Below are 21,019 nucleotides of genomic sequence, written 5' to 3'. Positions count from 1 at the left end.
ACCGACCACCTCAGCCACCTCAAGCACCTCAAGTGCCGCACCGGCCCCCCGCCCCCGGCCGACGCCGTCCCTGCCGCGCACTCCCCAGCTCCACGCCGCTCCCCGCCACGGCCGGCCGCACACACCCCGCATGGAGGCACCCGCCCGGAATCTCGAGAGGCGAACGATCCTCAAGGCGGCCGGGGCCTCGGTGGCCGCGCTCGGGGTCGGGGCGACGACCGGATGCGGCGGCGAAAGCGGTTCCGGGAACGGGACGGTGACGATCCGTTACTCGTGGTGGGGTGCAGAGGAGCGCGCCAAGAAGATCGACCAGACCATCGCCCTCTTCGAGAAGAAGTACCCGAAGATCAAGGTCAAGACGGACTTTCAGACCTATCAGTCTTTCTGGGAGAAGTTCCAGACGCAGGCCTCCGGTGGAAATCCCCCGGACGTATTCCAAAACGCCGTCACTTTTCTTCGGAAGTACGACAAGAGGGGAGTCCTGCTCGATCTGAGACCGCAGATCCAGGCGGGCAATCTCAAGCTGGACGACTTCCGTGCCGGTGTCACCGAGGTGGGCGAGGTCGACGGCAAGCAGCTGGGCATTCCGGTCGGCTCCGACACGATGGCCCTGGTGATCGACAAAAACGTCTGGCAGAAGGCGGGCGTGGAGCCGCACTCCGGCTGGACCTGGGACGACTTCTTCAAGGCCCTGAAGACGATCCACGACAAGACCAAGGTTCCCGGGGACACCGGCTGCTTCAGCATCATGTACCTGTACGACCTCTACCTCCGCCAGAACGGCAAGGCGTTCTTCACCAAGGACGGACTCGGCTTCGACAGGGCCGACCTGACGGAGTGGTGGCAGGACGGCTACAGCCGTGTCAAGGCCGGCATCGTCACCGACCCGAAGGTCGTCGCCCAGGACTACCCAAGTCCTCGCTCTCCGCCGGCCACGGGGCCTCGGAGTTCACCTGGGACAACTTCACCGTCCGCTACACGACGGAGCGCGCTCGGTGCCGTCGTCGGCGTCCTGATCTCCTCCTCGGTGACGGCGTACGCCTTCGCCCGCATCAGGCTCGCCGGGCGCAACCTGCTGTTCTCCCTCATGATCGGCACGCTCCTGCTGCCGTACCACGTGCTGCTGATCCCGCAGTACGTGATGTTCCAGAAGCTGGAGCTGACCAACACCTACGTGCCGCTGCTGCTCGGCAAGTACCTCGCCACGGAGGCCTTCTTCGTCTTCCTCATCCTGCAGTTCATGCGCACCCTGCCCCGCGAACCGGACGAGGCCGCCCGCATCGACGGCTGTCTTCGCCGAGTGTCTGCTGACCGGTGTCTGGATCGCGGTGGCCTCTCTCGGAGTCGTCACCTACCCGGCAGCCTTCGCCGCCGGAGCCCGGCATCTGCGCCGCCGCGCCACGCACCAGGGCGGCGGCCGGCGGGAGTTCGCCTCCGACGTCCGGGCCGCCCTGCGCGGAGGCTGGGCGGTCGGGCTCGCCGGCTGGGTCGTCGCGGTGCTGGCCTGGGTGGACGTCCAGGCCGTACGGACCGGGCTGCCCGGCGGGCCGCTGATGGGGGCCGCGGGGCTGTTCGCGCTGATCGGGGTCGCCGTGGCCGGACTGCGCGGGGCGGCCGTCTGGAGTCCGGGGGAGCGCTGGCGGGAGCTGCTCGGCGCGGCCGGGCGCCGTACCGTGCGCGACCCCGCCGGATCCTTCCTGCTGGTCGGCGGAGCGGTCCTCACCGTGTGCTCCGCCCTGTTCATCGCCCCGCTGGCGGTCCCGGTGCTCGGGACCGTCGCGGCGGCGGCCGTCGCCGTGGAGGAACGGTACCGGCGCCGCTGAGCCGGCGGTGCCCAGGTCTGCCTGGACTACTGCCGCTACTTCAACGCCACCAAGGCAGAACGGAAGGCCCGCTACGGCTCGGACTTCGGCAGCCTGCTGCTCTTCCAGGGCCACTCGCGCCTCGACGCCTACACCGCCGTACAGACCGGTGACGCCGCGCTCGCCCAGCGCGCCTGGACCAAGTTCCACGGCTCCGACGGCTACACCGAGTCCTCGCCGTGGAGGACCGAGAGGCTGACCGGGCCGGCCACCCTGGTCGAGGGCGGCGAGGCCGCCTGGGCGTCCAGCAACGACACCGCGCTCTACGGCCTCGCGGCCATCGAGAACCTGGCGCTGCTCGGCGACAGGACGCCCCGGCCGGCGTCGGGGGAGCGCCGCCGCACGGGCGGCGGCGCTCGCGCGCTCAGTGTGGCCGACGTCACGTCGTACGGCATGAGTACGCGTACTCAGATCACGGAGGGGCGAAAGTCCGGGACGGGCAGACTGACGGCCATGGACCGGACCCACTACCGCTTCCGCTGCCTGTGGACCCTGCCCGCGCCACCTGCCGCCGTCTTCGCCGCGCTGGAGCGGGTCGAGGACTATCCGCGCTGGTGGCGGCAGGTGCGTGAGGTGCGTCGTACCGACGACACCACCGGTGTGATCCGGATCCGCTCCCTCCTGCCGTACGACCTGGCCTTCACCGCACACCAGGTGCGCCGGGACCCTGCCGCCGGAGTGCTGGAGGCCGCGATGACCGGCGACGTCGACGGCTGGGCCCGCTGGACGCTCACCGCGCGGGGCACGGGCACCGTCGCCCGCTACGACCAGGAGGTCGACGTGCGCAAACCCCTGCTCAGGCGGTTCGCGGTGCCGGGGCGGCCGCTCTTCCGGCTCAACCACCGGCTGATGATGCGTGCCGGGCGGCGCGGGCTGGCGGCGTACCTCGGAGCGGTTTGAACGTAGGCCGCCGGGACCTGTATTGTTCAGTGCGTTCCCGGGCGATTAGCTCAGTGGGAGAGCGCTTCGTTCACACCGAAGAGGTCACTGGTTCGAACCCAGTATCGCCCACCGGGAAGAGCCGGTCCGCACCAAGCGGACCGGCTCTTTTGTCGTCCGGCATCGGGATCCGGGTCGCACCGGATCCCGGCCGGCCCGGGTCAGGCCGTGGTGCAGACCGTGCCGTTGAGTGTGAACACCGTCGGTGGCGAGTAGGCGCCGGAGTTGGCACCGGTGATGCCGAACGACACCGAGTTCCCGCCGTCGGCGGCCAGCTTGCCGTTGTACGACTCCGGGGTGGCGATCACGTTCCGGCCCGACTGGGTGACCTTCGCGTTCCAGTACCCCGTCACCGAGACCCCGCTGTCCGGGAAGGAGAAGGCCAGGGTCCAGCCGTCGATCGGGTTCGGTCCGGTGTCGGTGACGGTGACCTCCGTGTTGAAGCCGCTGCCCCAGCCCCCGATGAACCGGTACGACACCGCGCAGGTCGACTCGGCGGGTGACGTGGTGCGCACGGTGACCGGGGCCGAGGCCCGTGACAGCCGTCCGTCGGCGTCCCTGGCCAGCACGTTGAGCGTGTACGTGGCCCCCGGGGAAAGGTTGCGCACGGTCGCCGTCGTGGAGGTCGTGTCGGTGAGCAGTTCGCTGGTGGTGCCCTGCCGGCGGTAGACCTCGTACCGGACGGGGGTGCCGCCGGGGGACGGGGACCACGACAGGGTCGCCGTGGTGTCCGTGGCCGAGGTGACCTTCGGGGCGCCCGGCGCGCTCAGCGCGGAGGCGGTGCCGCTCTTCGGATGCAGGGTGACGGTGGTGATCGAGTACGGCGGCAGGGTCTGGGTCCTGCCGTCGCCGGTGGCGGTGTCGATGGACGACGCCCGGTCTCGGAAGACCGCCACGTCGGCGGGGGAGCCGTCCGCCGTGTAGCCGCTCAGGTGGAGGTCCACGGTGTGCGACGCCGAGGGGTCCTTGTCGATCAGCAGCACGCTCAGGTCGCCGTCGGCCTGCCGTACCGCGTGCGCGGACACCAGTTCGCTCGTCGATCCCGCGTTGACCAGCTGGTCACCGGGCCGGCCGGTCCGGCTCAGCATCTGCAGGGCGTAGTACGGCGGGAACGGGGTGTTGACCGGCGGCTCGCAGACGTCGCCGGTGCAGCCCCCGCTGGACAGCAGGCCCATGTCGCCGTAGTCGGTGGCCCCGTCGGGGGCGGTGGAAACGGCGCCGGGGCCGTTGTGGGTGTTCCACCAGTCCACCGTGAACACGCCGTTGGTGAGAGCCGTGAAGTACGTGTCGGCGGCGAACAGCGCGGTGGGCTGGGTGTCCATCAGGACGTTGGAGTTGGTCTCGGTCAGCGCGATCGGGGTGTCCCCCGCGCCCGCCGCGTCCAGTTCCGCCCTCAGCTGCTGCAACTCGCCCGCGAGCTGGGACGGTGTGCGGAGCATCCCGGCCGCGTCCGAGCCGCCCGGGTACCAGTGCACGATGACGAAGTCGGCCTTGCCCGCCACGATCGGGATGACGGTGTGGTTCCAGTCGGCGCTCTCGCCGCTCGCCATCACACCGTCCGGCCAGTTGCCCGGGGTGGTGAGCACCGCGCCGACCTTGACGGCCGGGTCCACCGCCTTCATGGCGGAGGCGTAGTCGACGACCCCGTGGGCGTAGGCGGCGGGAGAGGAGTCGGCGTGCTCGTCGGTCTCCCAGTCGGCGCCGTAATGGCCGTTGCCGTACAGCTCGTTGCCGACCTCCCAGTACTTGGCGCCGTAGTCCTTGGTGACGTTGGCGTACCGCACCCAGTCGGCCGCCTCCTCGGGCGTGCCCGAGCCGTAGTCGGCGATCAGGATCGGCTGGGCGCCCACCTTGCGGACGGTGCCCATGAAGGAGTCGAAGTCGGTGCCCGGCGCGACGTAGCCGCCGGGCGCGGTGTGCGTCTTCCAGTGGTAGATGTCGCCGTAGCTTCCGCCCGGGTAGCGGAGCATGCCGATGCCGGCGGCCTTGACCAGGTCCTGGGTGTCGGCGGTGTTCATGTGCGCATCCCAGATCGCGCTGTTGAGCCCGTAGGCGGTGTCCGGGATGGTGCCGAGTCCCTGCCCGGCGTTGACGGTGACGTCCACCGCGTCGGATGTGGCGGTCGCGGTGGACGTACCTGAGGCGGTGGACGTGTCGGTGGCGGTGGACGTGTCGGCCGCGGCGGCAGGGACGAGGCCGGTGCCCGCGAGCAGCGCGGCGGCCGCCGCCGCGGCCGCGAGGGCCCGGCGCGTGGATCCCGGTCTGCCCAGCGGTGTCCGGGCCCCGCGGCCCAGCGGTGGGGGGAGGTGCGGTTCAGCAACGTGCACGGCGGTTCTCACCTTCGTCGCGGTGGGTCGAGGCGGGACGTGTTGCGTGCGAGCGCCGTGATCCACGGTGGGAGGAGGTGAGGGAGGCTCGACCGAGGCCGTGGGAGCGCTCCCATCTTGTTACGAGCCGGTACTGTCGGCTGTCAATAAGCGTGCGGGGGCACAACCGTGGCAACGGGGGGGCACCCGCGTCCCACCGGAGACGGGCCTGTGTGTCCGCCGGAGCCGTGCCGGTGTGCCCCGCCGGTCGGAGTCGTGCCGGTGCGCCCGCCGGAATCGCGCCGGGCCCCCGAGATGACGCCCGTGCGCGCCACCGGAGACCGTCGGGCGCACCGGCGGAGGACCGTGTCAGGCCGCGGCGGGAAGCTCCGGCCGCAGGGGCCACGCCGGGTCCACCGTCTCCTCCGTGCCGCTGCGCGCGAACCACGCCTGGAGGCCGCGGGCCTGTGCCGCGTGCCAACCGGTCTGCAGGGTGTGCAGTTCGGCGGGGGTCAGGCGGTCCAGGCGGGCCGCGAAGCGGCGGCCCAGGGCGCGGACGACCTCGAGGGCGGCCAGCGCGTCCGCCGCCGCGTCGTGCGCGTCCGCCAACTCGACCTCGTAGTGCGCGCACAGATCGGTGAGGGTGCGCCGGCCCTTGCGGTAGCGGTCCAGGTGCTTGTCCAGCACCCGCGGATCCAGCACGCACAGCGGCGACGTCTCGAACCAGCGGTCCAGCGAGGACGCCCGGTGGCGGCGCAACTCCCGGTCGAGCAGCGTCAGATCGAACGGCGCGTTCATCACCACCAGCGGGCGGCCCAGCGCGGCCTGCTCCGCCAGCTCCTCCGCTATCTCGTACATCACCGGGGCCGGCCAGCGCCCGTTGCGGTGCAGATGGTCCTCCGTCAGCCCGTGCACCGCCGTCGCCGCCTCGGGCACCGGCACTCCCGGGTTCACCAGCCAGCGGGCCGTCCGCGGCCGGGCGCCCGGGGCGTCCTGGACGACGACGGCGGCCGACACGATCCGGTCGGTCTCGACGTCGACGCCCGTGGTCTCGGTGTCGAAGGCGGCCAGCGGCCCCTCGTACCAGCAGCACGTCATGTCGACCACAACTCCTCGCTCACCCACGGCAGCTGACGTACCGTCTTCTGCCCGTTTGGTGATACCCGGGCCGTTTGCGCCGTACGCCGGAAGGAGACAACAGGAGTACGGGTCTTTGCAGTTCACGGACCCGCAGCGGGGATGCGGGGAACCACCCGGCAATGCACCCGGAAATTCACCTGGCGCGGAAGGCTGTTTGGTCATGACGGTTGCGCAGCCCGAGCGGGGCGGGCTGCTGCCCGAGCGGGCGGGCACCCTGCGCGGCACACTCGCCACCACCGCCTGCATGGAGACACTGCAGGTGGGGTATCTGCACGCGGTCGCCGCGGCCGCCGGCTGCTCACTGTCGCAGCCCTTCCCGGACAACGGCATCGACTGGCACATAAGCCACAGCGCCCCCGGTCACACCGTCGACGACGAGGTGACCATAAAGGTGCAGCTGAAGTGCACGTACCAGGTGCCACCCCACCCGCCGGGACGTTTCTTCTCCTTCACCCTCGACAACGACCACCTCGCGAAGCTCGCCCGCACCCCGGTGTCCGTGCACAAGATCCTGGTCGTGATGATCGTGCCGCGTTCCCAGGACCAGTGGCTGCGGGCCGGGCACGACCGGCTCGACCTCAGGCACTGCTGCTACTGGGTCAACCTGGCCGGCCACCCGATCACCGGCCGGCACCGCACCACCGTGCGCGTACCAACCTCGCGGATTTTCGACGACCGGGCCCTGTGCGAGATCATGACGCGGGTCGGGACCGGAGGCAGACCATGACGCACCGCCCCGTCGACGAGCCGCTGCGCCCGGTGCGCCCGCACCCCGTCGACGCTCCCTGGGACCGTCCTCCCCGGCCCGCCGACGTCGACCCCGCCGTGCTCGCCGCCCTGCTGCTGCGCCACGGCTGGCAGCGGCGCGGCGGATCCGCCGGACGCTACGGCCGCTGGACGCCGCCGGGGCCGGGCGGCGCCGGGACGAGCCTGCTGGTGCCCGTCAGCCGCGCCTTCCCCGACAGCGACGACCTGCTCGGGGAGGCGCTCGACGCCCTGGCACGCAGCGGCACGCCGTCCGGCCACGCGGTGCTGGTCGCGCTCGCCGTGCCCAGCGACGAGATCCACTGGTGGCGGGACGTCCCGGGCGGCCCGGCGGGCACCGCGCCCTGGACCGTCGAGGAGCGGCTGCGCGGCGCCGCCCGGCAGATGCTGCTGGCCGCCGCGCTCGCCACGCGCGCCCGGGCCGGCTACTACGGCGCCCGGCACCGGCGCTCGGCCGCGGCCTCCCTGGACCACGTCCTCGTCGGTTCCGCGGCCGGCGGCCGCAGCCTGACCGCCTTCGTCCCGGTCGCCCCGGCCCGGCCGCTCGCCGTACGGCTCCACCAGGCCCTGTACGCCGTGCGCGAGGCCGTCGACTACCGGCGCGCCACCGGCGCCCTGGACGCCTTCGACGGCGCCGTACGGGCCGGTGCCAGCCGTGAGCTCACCGAGGCCCTGGTCGCGCTGGTGCGCGGCACCGAGGGAGCCAGGATCACGGTCGACTGGGCGCCCGCCGCCGGTGTGCCCGCGGACTGCGCCGCCGGGACCGTCGAGTTCTCGCCGGGCGACCTGCCCGTGCTGCGCGAGGCCGGCGCCCGCTATCTGCGCGCGGAGCCGTCCGTGCCCGTCCGGATCACCGGCACCGTGGTCCGCCTGCGCCGGTCGCAGCCGCACGGTGAGGGCACCGTACGGCTGCGGGTGATCTCCGGCGCCGAGGTGCCCTACGTCCGCGTGGCCCTGGAGGAGGAGGACTACCGCATCGCCGGCCACGCCCACCTGGTGGGCCTGCCGGTCCGCGTCCTGGGCCGCCTGGAGAGCCGAGGCGGCTTCCGCCGCCTCACCGGCGCCTGCGAGGTCGCCCCGGTCCGGGTGGACGACGAGGAACGCGACCGGCTGATGAAGTCCCTCCAGGAGGCCACGGACGACACCGACTTCTTCGGCGAGGAAGACCCGGACGAGGACCGCGATTAGGGGCGACCAGGGGGTGTCCGGCGGATCGAGGTGCAGGTGAGGAGCGGCGCCGGTCAAGCCGGATGGCTCGGGGCTCGTGCGTACAGCTGCACGGCGGGGAGGCGTCGACGCGATGGGGGCACCTGCTCGTCCGGCGCTGGGGGAGCCGGCGACCGGCGGCGACGCCGCGGACGGGCGTGCCGGGCCCCGCGTCCGCGCCGTGATCCGCCGGACAGGCCCTGAGCCGCGGGCCGGGAGGACCGAGCGGGGACCCGGCCGGGGAAGACCGTTTCGCGGTCGGGGGCCCGGGGTCGGTACGATCGCTTATTGCGCGCGCTCCCGGTATGGCGCCGCACCCCACCTGCAGTCAGGAGAGACCGGTGTCAGACGTCCGTGTGATCATCCAACGCGATTCCGAGCGGGAAGAGCGCACGGTGACGACGGGCACTACGGCCGCCGACCTCTTCGCCGGCGAGCGCTCGATCATCGCCGCCCGCGTCGGGGGAGAGCTGAAGGACCTCGCCTACGAGGTCAAGGACGGCGAGACCGTCGAGGGCGTCGAGATCTCCTCCGAGGACGGCCTGAACATCCTGCGCCACTCCACCGCGCACGTCATGGCGCAGGCCGTGCAGGAGCTCTTCCCCGAGGCCAAGCTGGGCATCGGCCCGCCCGTCAAGGACGGCTTCTACTACGACTTCGACGTCGACAGGCCCTTCCACCCCGATGACCTCAAGGCCATCGAGAAGAAGATGCAGGAGATCCAGAAGCGGGGGCAGAGGTTCTCCCGCCGCGTGGTCACCGACGAGCAGGCCCGCGAGGAGCTGGCGAACGAGCCGTACAAGCTGGAGCTGATCGGCCTCAAGGGCTCGGCCTCCGCCGAGGACGGCGCGGATGTCGAAGTCGGCGCCGGCGAGCTGACGATCTACGACAACCTGGACGCCAAGACCGGCGAGCTGTGCTGGAAGGACCTCTGCCGCGGTCCCCACCTGCCCTCCACCCGCCTGATCCCCGCGTTCAAGCTGATGCGCAACGCGGGCGCCTACTGGCGCGGCAGCGAGAAGAACCCGATGCTCCAGCGCATCTACGGCACCGCATGGCCGTCCAAGGACGAGCTGAAGCAGTACCTGGACTTCCTCGTCGAGGCCGAGAAGCGTGACCACCGCAAGCTGGGCCACGAGCTCGACCTGTTCTCCATCCCCGAGCAGATCGGCTCTGGCCTCGCCGTCTTCCACCCCAAGGGCGGCATCGTCCGCCGGGTCATGGAGGACTACTCGCGGCGCCGCCACGAGGAGGAGGGCTACGAGTTCGTCTACACCCCGCACGCGACGAAGGGGAAGCTCTTCGAGACCTCGGGCCACCTGGACTGGTACGCCGACGGCATGTACCCGCCCATGCAGCTCGACGAGGGCGTGGACTACTACCTCAAGCCCATGAACTGCCCGATGCACAACCTGATCTTCGACGCGCGCGGCCGCTCCTACCGTGAACTGCCGCTGCGTCTGTTCGAGTTCGGGACCGTGTACCGGTACGAGAAGTCGGGCGTCGTGCACGGCCTGACCCGCGCCCGCGGCTTCACCCAGGACGACGCGCACATCTACTGCACCCGTGAGCAGATGGCCGACGAGCTCGACAAGACGCTCACCTTCGTGCTGAACCTGCTGCGCGACTACGGTCTGACCGACTTCTACCTGGAGCTGTCCACCAAGGACCCGGAGAAGTTCGTGGGTTCCGACGAGGCCTGGGAGGAGGCCACCGAGGCCCTCCGCCAGGTCGCCGAGAAGCAGGGCCTGCCGCTGGTCCCGGACCCGGGCGGCGCCGCCTTCTACGGCCCGAAGATCTCCGTCCAGTCCAAGGACGCCATCGGCCGCACCTGGCAGATGTCGACGATCCAGCTCGACTTCAACCTGCCGGAGCGCTTCGACCTGGAGTACACGGCCGCCGACGGCTCCAAGCAGCGTCCGGTCATGATCCACCGCGCGCTGTTCGGCTCCATCGAGCGGTTCTTCGCCGTGCTTCTCGAGCACTACGCGGGTGCGTTCCCGGCGTGGCTCGCCCCGGTGCAGGCGATCGGCATCCCGATCGGCGACGCGCACGTGGAGTACCTGGAGAAGTTCGCCGCGGAGGCGAAGAAGAAGGGCCTGCGCGTCGAGGTCGACTCCTCCTCGGACCGGATGCAGAAGAAGATCCGCAACGCCCAGAAGCAGAAGGTCCCCTTCATGGTCATCGCGGGCGACGAGGACATGGCGAACAACGCCGTCTCCTTCCGCTACCGCGACGGCTCCCAGGAGAACGGCATCCCGATCGACGAGGCCATCGCGAAGATCGTGAAGGTCGTCGAGGACCGCGTACAGGTCTGATCGGCGACGGCGGCGGCCACGGCAGCCGTACGGCCCGGCCCCCGGTGATCTGCCTCACCGGGGGCCGGGCCCTGGGCCAGGGCCCGACGCCATATGCTGCACGCATGACGCGTGAGCCGGAGCAGCAGATCGGAGTGGGGACGCAGGACGCGTTCCAGCGCCTGTGGACGCCCCACCGGATGGCCTACATCCAGGGCGAGAACAAGCCCAGCGGCCCCGGGGCCGGAGACGGCTGCCCCTTCTGCGCCATACCGGCCAAGTCCGACGAGGACGGGCTGATCGTCCGGCGCGGTGAGCAGGTGTACGCGGTGCTCAACCTGTACCCGTACAACGGCGGCCACCTGATGACCGTGCCGTACCGCCACGTCGCGGACTACACCGACCTCACCGAGGCGGAGACGGCCGAGCTTGCGGAGCTGACCAAGCAGGCCATGCGGGCCCTGCGCACCGCCTCCGGCGCCCACGGCTTCAACATCGGCATGAACCAGGGCACGGTCGCCGGCGCCGGCATCGCGGCCCATCTGCATCAGCACATCGTGCCCCGCTGGGGCGGCGACACGAACTTCATGCCGGTCGTCGGCCACACCAGGGTGCTGCCGCAGCTGCTGGCCGACACCAGGAAGATGCTGGCGGAGGCCTGGCCGACGGCATGAGCCGGGGCACCGAGCGGGGTACGGGGGCAGCGCCCCCGCAACGGTCACCCGCAACCTCCGGAACGGTCACCCGTAACCCTGGAACGGTCATCCGCCTCCCTGCCCGGCCCCCTGACCGCCGGAGGCATCACGCGTCGTAGACGTCCGCCTTCTTCGGGATCACGTCCTGCACATTCCCGCTGAGGATCGACGAGCGGGTGCCGAACTTCTCCACGTCCACGCCGTTCTCCCTGAGGGTCCTGAGCGCCGCCGCGTGCACCACCCGCAGCACGGGAGTGGCAGCGCGCAGCGCGTCGTCGGCCATGAACCGATGGCGCCAGGGCTGGTCGGCCCAGGCGTGCCGCAGGCCGAACGGCTCGGGGAGGGTCAGGCTGCCGCCGAGCCAGTTGAGCAGCGGCGGGTACCAGGTCAGGGGTGCGCGGGCGGCGAGACGTACCACCTCGTCGGTGTCGACCAGCGGCAGCTTCACCTTGCGGGTCTCCCAGAACCGGAACGGCTTCTGCACCTCCTTCTCCTTGGCCGCGGGCTTCTCGTTGAACAAGGGGTTGAGCGGGCCCAGGGCATGCCCGGTGACCTCGATGCGCAGGGTGTCGTGCAGCACCGTCACGGTGATCAGCATGGTGATCACCAGGTGGCCGTCCCACAGCGTCCACTGCACGCCGAGGTAGTGCCGGTCGCCGCTGCCGAACTGCTGCTTGTTGCAGATGTCCTGTATGGCGTGCGTCCGGATCGTGTACGCCTCCACGTCCGTGCCGCTGGGCCGGGAGACCTCCTTGGCCTTCTCCCCGATCGGTGTGACGATCCAGTGCGTGATGGACGGCTTGGGGAAGCCACCGGTGTTGATCGGGGTGCGCTCCAGCATGGCCAGCCCGCCCTGGATCGCGGTGATCACGTCCCAGCTGCGGAACGGGTGGAAGTCCTTGCCCGGCTCCGCCGAGACCAGGTCCTCGGCCAGCTGCCAGCTGCCCCACCGTGTGCCCATGCCGAGTATGCCCTTGGGGCCGGCGTAGAAGACCGAGTTGGACCGCTGCTCGGCGCTGAGCCGGGCGAGCTCCTTGCGGACCTGCTCGGCCGCGTCGCCGGGGTTCCCGGGCACCGCCTCGGGGATCTTGGCACCCACGGCGCCGCCCGACAGCAGGCTCTCCCAGCGCCCCCGCAGATCCCGCGCGGTGCGCTCACAGATCTGCCGGGCCCAGAACCAGCCGACGACCGGCATGACGACCGCCACGCGCGCGTACCACGCCCAGAAGCCGTGGAACGGCAGCCTGATCAGGAACAGCACGGCGAGGGCGCCCACGGCGACCAGCAAGAGCGTGGCGAGCAGGCCGGCGCGCTTGTCCTCCCGCCTGCTCATCGTGGTGCGCAGGGTGAAGACCAGCAGCCAGACCAGGAACCCGGGCAGGAAGAGCACCCCGCACAGCACGGTCACCGCGGTGAGCCAGTTGTCGCGCTCACGGCGGATGCGGTGGGCCGCCAGGCAGTGCTCGACGACGACCTGGGGTTCCAGGCCGAAGGACTGGATGAGCGGCTTGCGCCCGGCGCCCAGCATGCGGTCGATCACCGCACGGGCGTAGGCCTCACCGAGCAGCGGGCGGAAGATCTTCGCCCACGGGCGAGGCGGCTTGACCTCGGACTGGTGCCATTCGTTGTCGGCTTCCTTGATCCGGGCCACTTCGTCGTCCCGGTAGGCGGCCGCGGCCAGCGCGTAGGTCGCCGCCGTCTGTCCCGCCGCACCCGACAGGGGCACCTGTGCCCCGGGACTGAAATCGAATCCGTCCGTCACTGACCGCCCCCACTGCCGCCGCGTCCGCGTCCGCGGCCCGTCTGACAATTCCTGCCGGGTATCAGGCAGACCCTTGCGGCCTTCCCGACTTCCCTGCCCCGCACACCTGTTGATCAGGTCATCAGCGTATCCGCAGCCACTGACACGCGGAGGCGGACGGCCGAAGCCGCCCGCCTGTCGGGGCTGTTGCGGAGCGAAGCGTTCCGCAGCCTTGCGCGGACGCCCGGTTGTGCGCCGGGCGCGCCGACTACGAGGCCTCGCGCTCCTGTTCGCGGACCCGGTCGGCGACCTGTGGCGGCATCGGCTCGTGCCGGGCGTAGCGGCGGTCGAAGCGGGCCGTGCCGTGCGACAGGGACCGCAGGTCGACCGCGTACCGGCCGATCTCGATCTCGGGCACCTCGGCACGCACCAGCGTGCGCCCGCTGCCGACCTGTTCGGTGCCCAGCACCCGGCCGCGCCGCCCGGACAGGTCGCTCATCACGGCGCCCACGTAGTCGTCCCCGACCAGCACGCTCACCTCGGCCACCGGCTCCAGCAGATGGATCTTCGCGTCCGCCGCGGCCTCCCGCAGCGCCAGCGCGCCCGCCGTCTGGAACGCGGCGTCGGAGGAGTCCACCGAGTGCGCCTTGCCGTCCAGCAGCGTGACCCGGACGTCGATCAGCGGATGCCCGGCGGCGACCCCCTTCGCGGCCTGGGCGCGCACGCCCTTCTCCACCGACGGGATGAACTGCCGGGGCACCGCCCCGCCGACGACCTTGTCGACGAACTCGATGCCCGAACCGCCCGGCAGCGGCTCCACCTCGATCTCGCAGATCGCGTACTGACCGTGCCCACCGGACTGCTTGACGTGCCGGCCGCGCCCCGCGGACCGGTTCGCGAACGTCTCCCGGAGGGAGACCCGGTGCGGCACGACGTCGACCTGCACGCCGTAGCGGCTGCGCAGCCGCTCCAGGGCGACATCCGCGTGGGCCTCGCCCAGGCACCACAGGACCACCTGGTGGGTGTCCTGGTTCTGTTCCAGGCGCATCGTCGGGTCCTCGGCGACCAGCCGTGCCAGGCCCTGGGAGAGCTTGTCCTCGTCGGCCTTGCTGTGCGCCTGGATGGCGAGCGGCAGCAGCGGGTCCGGCATCTCCCACGGGGCCATCAGCAGCGGGTCGTCCTTGGCGGAGAGGGTGTCACCGGTCTCGGCGCGGCCCAGTTTCGCCACGGACACGAGGTCACCCGCGACGGCGTGCGTCACGGGCCGCTGCTGCTTGCCGAACGGCATCGACAGGGCGCCCACGCGCTCGTCGACGTCGTGGTCCTCGTGGCCGCGGTCGGTCAGCCCGTGCCCGGAGACGTGCACCGTCTGGTCGGGCCGCAGAGTGCCGGAGAAGATCCGGACGAGGGAGACCCGGCCGACGTAGGGGTCGGAGGAGGTCTTGACGACCTCGGCGACCAGCGGCCCGTCCGGGTCGCACGGCGCCAGCTCGCGCGGCTTGCCGTCGAGCGTGGTGACGACGGGCGCCTCGCGCTCCAGCGGAGTGGGGAAGCCCCGGGTGATCAGTTCCAGGAGCTCAACCGTGCCGATGCCCTGTTTCGCGCCCTCGGCCGCGGGGGCGGCGGCCAGCACGGGGTGGAAGACCCCGCGCGCGACGGCCCGCTCCAGATCCTTGATCAGGGTCTCGAGGTCGACCTGCTCGCCGCCGAGGTAGCGGTCCATGAGGGTCTCGTCCTCGCTCTCGGAGATGATCCCCTCGATCAGCCGGGCACGGGCCTCGTCCATGCGCGGCAGCTGGTCCTCGCCCGGTTCGGACTCCTTGCGCTCCCCGGTCGAGTAGTCGAACAGCTTCTGCGTCAGCAGCCCGACCAGTCCCGTCACGGGCATGTGCCCGTCGGGGCCCTCGGGGCCGTGCAGCGGCAGGTAGAGCGGCAGCACCGCGTCGGGGTCGTCCGCGCCGAAGGCCTCGGCGCACACCCGGGTCATCTCCTCGAAGTCCGCGCGGGCGGCCTCCAAGTGGGTGATCACGATGGCCCTCGGCATCCCGACGGCCGCGCACTCCTCCCACACCATCCGGGTCGAGCCGTCCACACCGTCGGAGGCCGAGACGACGAAGAGGGCCGCGTCCGCCGCGCGCAGACCGGCCCGGAGCTCCCCGACGAAGTCCGCGTAGCCGGGGGTGTCCAGTAGGTTGATCTTGATGCCGTCCCATTCCACCGGCACCAGGGAGAGCTGCACCGAGCGCTGCTGCCGGTGCTCGATCTCGTCGTAGTCCGAGACGCAGCCGCCGTCCTCGACGCGGCCCGCCCGGTTCACCGCTCCCGCCGTCAGCGCGAGAGCCTCCACCAGGGTCGTCTTGCCCGAACCGGAGTGGCCGACCAGCACCACATTCCGTAGGGACGTGGGTTGGTCGGCCGCCATCGCCCTGCCGGCGGCTCCGGGGTGTGTGTGCGCCTTGTCGCCCATGATCCTGCCTCCCGTGCACGGTGAGGTCACTGTGGGCGCGGACACGCGGCACCGCGTCACTGGCGGCTCCTGCGACGCCCGCGGTTGATTCGAGCTTTCCACTCCCGTCATGCCGCGTCCATACGAACGACCCGATCCCGCCCGGACCGGCCGTCACACAGCGTCAACCGGCGCCTGCGGGCCGCGGGCGCGCGCGCCGGGCCGGTGGCCGCCGAGCGGCCCCGCGGGTGCCCGGACGTCGCCCACGCGCGCGCGTGGCTACGATTGGGCCCGCCGGTGGCCAGCAGGGGCCGCCCGGCGACACCGACCCTCGGGAAGGCCATGCTGAACAAGTACGCGCGTGCATTCTTCACGCGTGTCCTCACACCGTTCGCCGCGTTTCTCATCCGCCGGGGCGTGAGCCCCGACACGGTCACGCTCATCGGCACCGCCGGAGTGGTCGCGGGCGCGCTGGTCTTCTACCCCCGGGGCGAGTTCTTCTGGGGCACGGTCGTGATCACCCTGTTCGTGTTCTCCGACCTGGTCGACGGCAACATGGCCCGCCAGCTCGGCCGCTCCAGCCGCTGGGGCGCCTTCCTCGACTCCACTCTCGACCGGGTGGCCGACGGCGCGATCTTCGGCGGTTTCGCGCTGTGGTACGCGGGCCGGGGCGACGACAACGTGCTGTGCGCGGTGTCGATCTTCTGCCTGGCCAGCGGCCAGGTGGTGTCGTACACCAAGGCGCGCGGCGAGTCGATCGGCCTGCCCGTCGCCGTCAACGGGCTGGTCGAGCGCGCCGAACGGCTGGTGATCTCGCTGGTCGCGGCCGGTTTCGCGGGCCTGCACAAGTTCGGCGTGCCCGGCATCCAGTACCTGCTGCCGGTCGCGCTGTGGATCGTCGCCGCCGGCAGCCTGGTCACGCTGATCCAGCGGGTCGTCACCGTCCGCCGCGAGTCGGAGGAGGCGGAGGCCGCCGCCGCACGGCAGGAGAACCAGGGGAGCGGGGCGGCCACATGAGCGCCCGGGACCGTCTCACCGACGCCCTGTACGGCCTGGGCTGGAGCACCGTCAAGAAGCTGCCCGAGCCGGTCGCCGTGCGGCTCGGCCGCGCCATCGCCGACCTCGCCTGGAAGCAGCGCGGCAAGGGCGTGCTGCGGCTGGAGGCCAACTACGCGCGCGTGGTGCCCGACGCGAGCCCCGAGCACCTGGCGGAGCTGTCCCGTGCGGGCATGCGCTCGTATCTGCGCTACTGGATGGAGTCCTTCCGGCTGCCCGCCTGGAGCCCCGAGCGCGTGCGCACCGGTTTCGCCCCCAAGGACGTGCACCACCTCACCGACGGGCTCGCCTCCGGCCGGGGCGTCGTCCTCGCCCTGCCCCACCTGGCCAACTGGGACCTGGCCGGCGCCTGGGTGACCACCGAGCTCCGGACGCCGTTCACCACGGTCGCCGAGCGCCTGAAGCCCGAATCGCTCTACGACCGGTTCGTCGCCTACCGCGAGGGCCTCGGCATGGAGGTCCTGCCGCACAGCGGCGGCTCCGCGTTCGGCGCGCTGGCCCGGCGACTGCGCGCCGGCGGCCTGGTCTGCCTGGTCGCCGACCGCGACCTGTCCGCCTCCGGGGTCGAGGTGAAGTTCTTCGGCGAGACGGCCCGCATGCCGGCCGGACCCGCCCTGCTGGCCCAGCAGACCGGCGCCCTGCTGCTGCCCGTCACCCTCTGGTACGACGACTCACCCGTCATGCAGGGCCGCGTCCATCCCCCGATCGAGGTACCGGAGACAGGTACCCGGGCCGAGAAGACGTCTGCCATGACACAGGCGCTGGCCGATGCCTTCGCCACGGGGATCGCCGACCATCCGGAGGACTGGCACATGCTGCAGCGCTTGTGGCTCGGAGACCTCGAGCCCCGCCCGGCCGACGGGGAGCGGACGTGAGGATCGGCATCGTCTGCCCCTACTCCTGGGACGTGCCGGGCGGTGTCCAGTTCCACATCCGCGACCTCGCCGAGTACTTCATCGGCCTCGGCCACGAGGTGTCCGTCCTCGCCCCCGCCGACGACGACACCCCGCTGCCGCCCTACGTCGTCTCGGCCGGCCGCGCGGTGCCGGTGCCGTACAACGGCTCGGTGGCGCGCCTGAACTTCGGTTTCCTCTCGGCGGCCCGGGTACGGCGCTGGCTGCACGAGGGCCGGTTCGACGTGATCCACATCCACGAGCCGACCTCGCCCTCGCTGGGCCTCCTGACCTGCTGGGCCGCGCAGGGCCCGATCGTCGCCACCTTCCACACCTCCAACCCCCGGTCGCGGGCGATGATCGCCGCGTACGCCATCCTCCAGGCCGCACTGGAGAAGATCAGCGCGCGGATCGCCGTGAGCGAGTACGCCCGGCGCACCCTCGTCGAACACCTGGGCGGCGACGCGGTGGTGATCCCCAACGGGGTCGACGTCGACTTCTTCGCCCGGGCCGAACCCCGGCCCGAGTGGCAGGGGGACACGATCGGCTTCATAGGCCGCATCGACGAGCCCCGCAAGGGCCTGCCGGTACTGATGAGGGCCCTGCCGGAGATCCTCGCCGCCCGGCCGCAGACCCGGCTCCTGGTCGCGGGCCGCGGCGACGAGGAGGAGGCGGTCCAGTCGCTGCCGAAGGAGCTGCGCTCCCGTGTGGAGTTCCTCGGCATGATCAGCGACGAGGACAAGGCGCGCTTCCTGCGCAGCATCGACCTGTACGTCGCCCCGAACACCGGCGGCGAGAGCTTCGGCATCATCCTCGTCGAGGCCATGTCCGCCGGCGCCCCGGTCCTCGCCTCCGACCTGGACGCCTTCGCCCAGGTCCTGGACCAGGGCAAGGCCGGCGAACTGTTCACCAACGAGGACGCGGACGACCTCGCCGACGCCGCCGTGCGCCTCCTCGCCGACCCGGCCCGCCGGTCCGAACTCCGCGCCCACGGCAGCGCCCACGTCCGCCGCTTCGACTGGTCGACGGTGGGCGCGGACATCCTGTCGGTGTACGAGACCGTGACGGCCGGCGCCGCGGCGGTCGCCGCGGACGACCGGGCCACGGGCCTGCGGGCACGACTGAGGGCGGGAAAAAGCAGCCCGTCCGGCGTTTGAGAACGAGGGGATGCGGGCCGGAGCGGGCGAAGTCCAGCCCGTCCGGCGTTTGAGGACGAGGCCGTTCAGGCCGAAGCGGGGGTCTGGGGGCGGCCGCCCCCAAGGACGGCCACACCGACCCACGGCACCTGAAAATCCACCGTCCCACCGGCCCCGGCGCCCCCAGCGGAGCGCCCTGTAGCCTTGCCGCCCGTGACCGCAACGCTCATCTGGATCCTCGTCGCGCTGGTCGTCATCGGCCTGTATCTGAGCTGGACGGCGGGTCGGCTGGACCGGCTGCACGCCCGGATCGACGCCGCACGTGCCGCGCTCGACGCCCAGCTGCTGCGGCGCGCGTCGGTGGCCCAGGAGCTGGCCACCTCCGGAGTGCTCGACCCGGCCGCCTCGATCGTGCTGTACGAGGCCGCGCACGCCGCCCGGCAGTCCGAGGAGGAGCAGCGGGAGGTCGCCGAGAGCGAGCTGAGCCAGGCGCTGCGGGCGGTCTTCGCCGAGGCACAGCAGGTGGAGGCGGTCCGCGAGGCGCCCGGGGGAGAGGAGGCGGCGCACGAGCTGACCGAGGCGGTGCGCAGGGTGCCGATGGCCCGCCGCTTCCACAACGACGCCGTCGGCGCGGCCCGCAGACTCCGCGAACACCGCAAGGTGCGCTGGTTCAGACTGGCCGGACACGCCCCGTTCCCCATGGCCTTCGAAATGGACGACGAACCACCGACGGCCCTGGTGGACCGCCAGTAGCCTCCGCCGCCGAATGTTTCCGGCCAGGGGATGACCTGTGCCGTTCTGTCACGCCGTGGCAGTCCGTGATGTGATCGTTTCCGGACGAAGCGGCTCGACCGGAGGGGCGACATGGCGATCGAGGTGACGGGGACCGCGCGGGACCTGCTGGGACCGGCGTTGCGCGACCTGACCGCCTGGCTGACCAGGCGGCCCCTCGCAGGGCCCGGGGAGGTCGTCATCGGCCACTCGGGGGTACTGCGCAGCTCGGTGTTCGCCTTCGTGGGCATGGAGGTGGTGGTCGAGGCGCTCATGGACGTCTCGATGATCCCGCCCGCCTGGCAGCCCTTCCACCTGGTCTGGATGGCGGTCCTCATCGACCTGACCCTGTTCTTCGCGGCCGTCACCCGGCGCCGTCCGCACCGGCTCACCGCCGGCGCGCTGATGATCCGCGCCGGGCTGTTCGACGAGATCGTGCTTCCGCTGAGCGCCGTACGGTCGGTCTCGCGCCGGACGGCGTCCGCGCCCGGCCGCGGGGTCCGGCCGGTGCCCGGCGGCGACGGTGACGTGGTGTGCACCGTCGCCGGGGCCGCGGACATCGCGGTGGCCCTTCGGGAGCCGGTGGAACTGCGGCTGCGGGACGGCTCCACCCTCACCGCCCGCCGGCTGCTGATCTCCGCCGACTCACCGCTCAGCGCCCACACCACCCTGACCAGGGCCGTTCAGGAGAACGGGGAGCGGTAGCCGGGCACCCACACGATGGCGCGAAACGGGCGCCGCGCGGTGAAAAGGATCCACCGGGTTCCCATTGGCCCTTGCCGTGGACTGGTCCATTCCCGTTTCCTCGTCGGTGCACCAAACCCTCTTTTCACCGAGTGAGGTCACCCGTGTCCACCACGCTTTCCGACTCCGCCCAGACCCCCGAGACCGGCACCGCCCGGGTGAAGCGCGGCATGGCCGAGCAGCTCAAGGGCGGCGTGATCATGGACGTCGTCACGCCGGAGCAGGCGAAGATCGCCGAGGACGCGGGCGCCGTCGCCGTCATGGCCCTGGAGCGCGTCCCCGCCGACATCCGCAAGGACGGCGGCGTGGCCCGCATGTCCGACCCGGACATGATCGAGGGCATCATCGACGCCGTCTCCATCCCGGTCATGGCCAAGTCCCGCATCGGCCACTTCGTCGAGGCCCAGGTGCTCCAGTCCCTCGGCGTCGACTACATCGACGAGTCCGAGGTCCTCACCCCGGCCGACGAGGTCAACCACTCCGACAAGTGGGCCTTCACCACCCCCTTCGTGTGTGGCGCCACCAACCTCGGTGAGGCCCTGCGCCGCATCGCCGAGGGCGCCGCGATGATCCGCTCCAAGGGCGAGGCCGGCACCGGCAACGTCGTCGAGGCCGTCCGCCACCTGCGCCAGATCAAGAACGAGATCGCCAAGCTCCGCGGCTTCGACAACCACGAGCTGTACGCCGCCGCCAAGGAGCTGCGCGCCCCCTACGAGCTGGTCAAGGAGGTCGCCGCGCTGGGCAAGCTCCCGGTGGTCCTCTTCTCCGCCGGCGGTGTGGCCACTCCGGCCGACGCCGCGCTGATGCGCCAGCTCGGCGCCGAGGGCGTCTTCGTCGGCTCCGGCATCTTCAAGTCCGGCGACCCGGCCAAGCGCGCCGCCGCCATCGTGAAGGCCACCACCTTCTACGACGACCCGAAGATCATCGCGGACGCGTCCCGCAATCTGGGCGAGGCCATGGTCGGCATCAACTGCGACGTCCTGCCCGAGTCCGAGCGCTACGCCAACCGCGGCTGGTAAGCC

General features: G+C 71.6%; 16 protein-coding genes, 1 tRNA gene and 3 pseudogenes. 16 read left to right on the top strand and 4 right to left on the bottom strand.

Going from position 1 to position 21,019, the window contains the following annotated elements; all coding sequences use genetic code 11:
- Positions 1-130: 130 nt before the first annotated feature.
- The 6 genes and pseudogenes from R2S09_RS03430 to R2S09_RS03405 form a co-directional block, all read left to right on the top strand.
- Positions 131-987 (top strand): annotated as a pseudogene (locus R2S09_RS03430) (ABC transporter substrate-binding protein); the annotation flags it as partial.
- A 1-nt stretch (position 988) separates the two neighbouring features.
- Positions 989-1,291, top strand: a pseudogene (locus R2S09_RS03425) (carbohydrate ABC transporter permease); the annotation flags it as partial.
- Positions 1,292-1,304: 13 nt separating this feature from the next.
- Entirely contained in the window at positions 1,305-1,823 is a 519-nt protein-coding gene (locus R2S09_RS03420) for a hypothetical protein (protein WP_306188568.1), read from the top strand.
- Between the two features lie 24 nt (positions 1,824-1,847).
- Positions 1,848-2,177: pseudogene (locus R2S09_RS03415) on the top strand (Tat pathway signal sequence domain protein); the annotation flags it as partial.
- A gap of 138 nt (positions 2,178-2,315) precedes the next feature.
- Positions 2,316-2,762 carry an SRPBCC family protein gene (locus R2S09_RS03410; protein ID WP_316739696.1) on the top strand — a complete coding sequence of 149 codons (447 nt, stop codon included), beginning with the start codon at positions 2,316-2,318 and terminating at the stop codon, positions 2,760-2,762.
- Positions 2,763-2,801: 39 nt separating this feature from the next.
- Positions 2,802-2,873 (top strand) — tRNA-Val (locus R2S09_RS03405).
- A gap of 89 nt (positions 2,874-2,962) precedes the next feature.
- Here the strand turns inward: R2S09_RS03405 and R2S09_RS03400 are convergent.
- Both R2S09_RS03400 and R2S09_RS03395 read right to left on the bottom strand, forming a co-directional pair.
- Entirely contained in the window at positions 2,963-5,128 is a 2,166-nt protein-coding gene (locus R2S09_RS03400; protein ID WP_316739695.1) for a cellulose binding domain-containing protein, read from the bottom strand.
- Positions 5,129-5,476: 348 nt separating this feature from the next.
- Positions 5,477-6,205 (bottom strand): 3'-5' exonuclease, encoded by a 729-nt coding sequence (locus R2S09_RS03395; RefSeq protein WP_306188610.1) that lies wholly within the window; start codon positions 6,203-6,205, stop codon positions 5,477-5,479.
- Between the two features lie 202 nt (positions 6,206-6,407).
- Between R2S09_RS03395 and R2S09_RS03390 the strand changes: the two genes are divergently transcribed.
- The 4 genes from R2S09_RS03390 to R2S09_RS03375 all read left to right on the top strand — a co-directional run bounded on the left by R2S09_RS03390 (position 6,408) and on the right by R2S09_RS03375 (position 11,189).
- A complete protein-coding gene (locus R2S09_RS03390; protein WP_306188565.1) occupies positions 6,408-6,974 on the top strand; it encodes a DUF4365 domain-containing protein in 567 nt (188 codons plus the stop codon).
- The gene (locus R2S09_RS03385; RefSeq protein WP_306188564.1) at positions 6,971-8,200 is read left to right on the top strand and encodes a hypothetical protein; all 1,230 of its coding nucleotides are present in this window, start codon (positions 6,971-6,973) and stop codon (positions 8,198-8,200) included. The genes R2S09_RS03390 and R2S09_RS03385 overlap by 4 nt, the downstream gene beginning before the upstream one ends.
- Positions 8,201-8,559: 359 nt before the next feature.
- Positions 8,560-10,536: a threonine--tRNA ligase gene (gene thrS / locus R2S09_RS03380; RefSeq protein ID WP_306188562.1), complete on the top strand. Its 1,977-nt coding sequence runs from the start codon at positions 8,560-8,562 to the stop codon at positions 10,534-10,536.
- Positions 10,537-10,640: 104 nt separating this feature from the next.
- A complete protein-coding gene (locus tag R2S09_RS03375; protein ID WP_306188561.1) occupies positions 10,641-11,189 on the top strand; it encodes an HIT domain-containing protein in 549 nt (182 codons plus the stop codon).
- 127 nt (positions 11,190-11,316) lie between these two features.
- On the opposite strand, the gene R2S09_RS03370 is transcribed toward R2S09_RS03375, so the two are convergent.
- Together R2S09_RS03370 and R2S09_RS03365 are read right to left on the bottom strand one after the other, a co-directional pair.
- Entirely contained in the window at positions 11,317-12,972 is a 1,656-nt protein-coding gene (locus tag R2S09_RS03370) for a hypothetical protein (protein WP_316739694.1), read from the bottom strand.
- A gap of 247 nt (positions 12,973-13,219) precedes the next feature.
- Positions 13,220-15,418 (bottom strand): elongation factor G-like protein EF-G2, encoded by a 2,199-nt coding sequence (locus R2S09_RS03365; RefSeq protein WP_306188558.1) that lies wholly within the window; start codon positions 15,416-15,418, stop codon positions 13,220-13,222.
- 264 nt (positions 15,419-15,682) lie between these two features.
- On the opposite strand from R2S09_RS03365, the gene pgsA reads away from it, so the two are divergent.
- The 6 genes from pgsA to pdxS all read left to right on the top strand — a co-directional run bounded on the left by pgsA (position 15,683) and on the right by pdxS (position 21,016).
- On the top strand, positions 15,683-16,414 hold the full coding sequence (gene pgsA, locus R2S09_RS03360; protein ID WP_037868126.1) for a phosphatidylinositol phosphate synthase: 732 nt from the start codon (positions 15,683-15,685) through the stop codon (positions 16,412-16,414).
- A complete protein-coding gene (locus R2S09_RS03355; RefSeq protein WP_306188556.1) occupies positions 16,411-17,328 on the top strand; it encodes a phosphatidylinositol mannoside acyltransferase in 918 nt (305 codons plus the stop codon). The genes pgsA and R2S09_RS03355 overlap by 4 nt, the downstream gene beginning before the upstream one ends.
- The gene (locus R2S09_RS03350) at positions 17,325-18,503 is read left to right on the top strand and encodes a glycosyltransferase family 4 protein (RefSeq protein WP_306188555.1); all 1,179 of its coding nucleotides are present in this window, start codon (positions 17,325-17,327) and stop codon (positions 18,501-18,503) included. Before R2S09_RS03355 ends, R2S09_RS03350 begins: the two co-directional genes overlap by 4 nt.
- Before the next feature lie 183 nt (positions 18,504-18,686).
- The gene (locus tag R2S09_RS03345) at positions 18,687-19,235 is read left to right on the top strand and encodes a hypothetical protein (RefSeq protein WP_306188553.1); all 549 of its coding nucleotides are present in this window, start codon (positions 18,687-18,689) and stop codon (positions 19,233-19,235) included.
- A 111-nt stretch (positions 19,236-19,346) separates the two neighbouring features.
- Complete coding sequence (locus R2S09_RS03340; RefSeq protein ID WP_316739693.1) at positions 19,347-19,958, top strand: hypothetical protein; 612 nt, start codon at positions 19,347-19,349, stop codon at positions 19,956-19,958.
- 143 nt (positions 19,959-20,101) lie between these two features.
- Entirely contained in the window at positions 20,102-21,016 is a 915-nt protein-coding gene (pdxS, locus tag R2S09_RS03335; RefSeq protein ID WP_306188550.1) for a pyridoxal 5'-phosphate synthase lyase subunit PdxS, read from the top strand.
- Positions 21,017-21,019 lie beyond the last annotated feature (3 nt).

It is taken from the genome of Streptomyces sp. MK7 (assembly GCF_032658145.1).
GTDB classification, from domain to species: Bacteria; Actinomycetota; Actinomycetes; order Streptomycetales; family Streptomycetaceae; genus Streptomyces; species Streptomyces spiralis.
Note: the sequence above shows the minus strand (reverse complement) of the source record. Positions and strands in the feature narration are given on the sequence as shown.

Coding starts and splice junctions, on each gene's coding strand:
- R2S09_RS03410 (WP_316739696.1), top strand. CDS start 2,316: ATGGACCGGACCCACTACCGCTTCCGCTGCCTGTGGACCCTGCCCGCG.
- R2S09_RS03395 (WP_306188610.1), bottom strand. CDS start 6,205: ATGACGTGCTGCTGGTACGAGGGGCCGCTGGCCGCCTTCGACACCGAG.
- R2S09_RS03390 (WP_306188565.1), top strand. CDS start 6,408: ATGACGGTTGCGCAGCCCGAGCGGGGCGGGCTGCTGCCCGAGCGGGCG.
- R2S09_RS03385 (WP_306188564.1), top strand. CDS start 6,971: ATGACGCACCGCCCCGTCGACGAGCCGCTGCGCCCGGTGCGCCCGCAC.
- R2S09_RS03375 (WP_306188561.1), top strand. CDS start 10,641: ATGACGCGTGAGCCGGAGCAGCAGATCGGAGTGGGGACGCAGGACGCG.
- R2S09_RS03365 (WP_306188558.1), bottom strand. CDS start 15,418: ATGGGCGACAAGGCGCACACACACCCCGGAGCCGCCGGCAGGGCGATG.
- R2S09_RS03355 (WP_306188556.1), top strand. CDS start 16,411: ATGAGCGCCCGGGACCGTCTCACCGACGCCCTGTACGGCCTGGGCTGG.
- R2S09_RS03340 (WP_316739693.1), top strand. CDS start 19,347: ATGGCGATCGAGGTGACGGGGACCGCGCGGGACCTGCTGGGACCGGCG.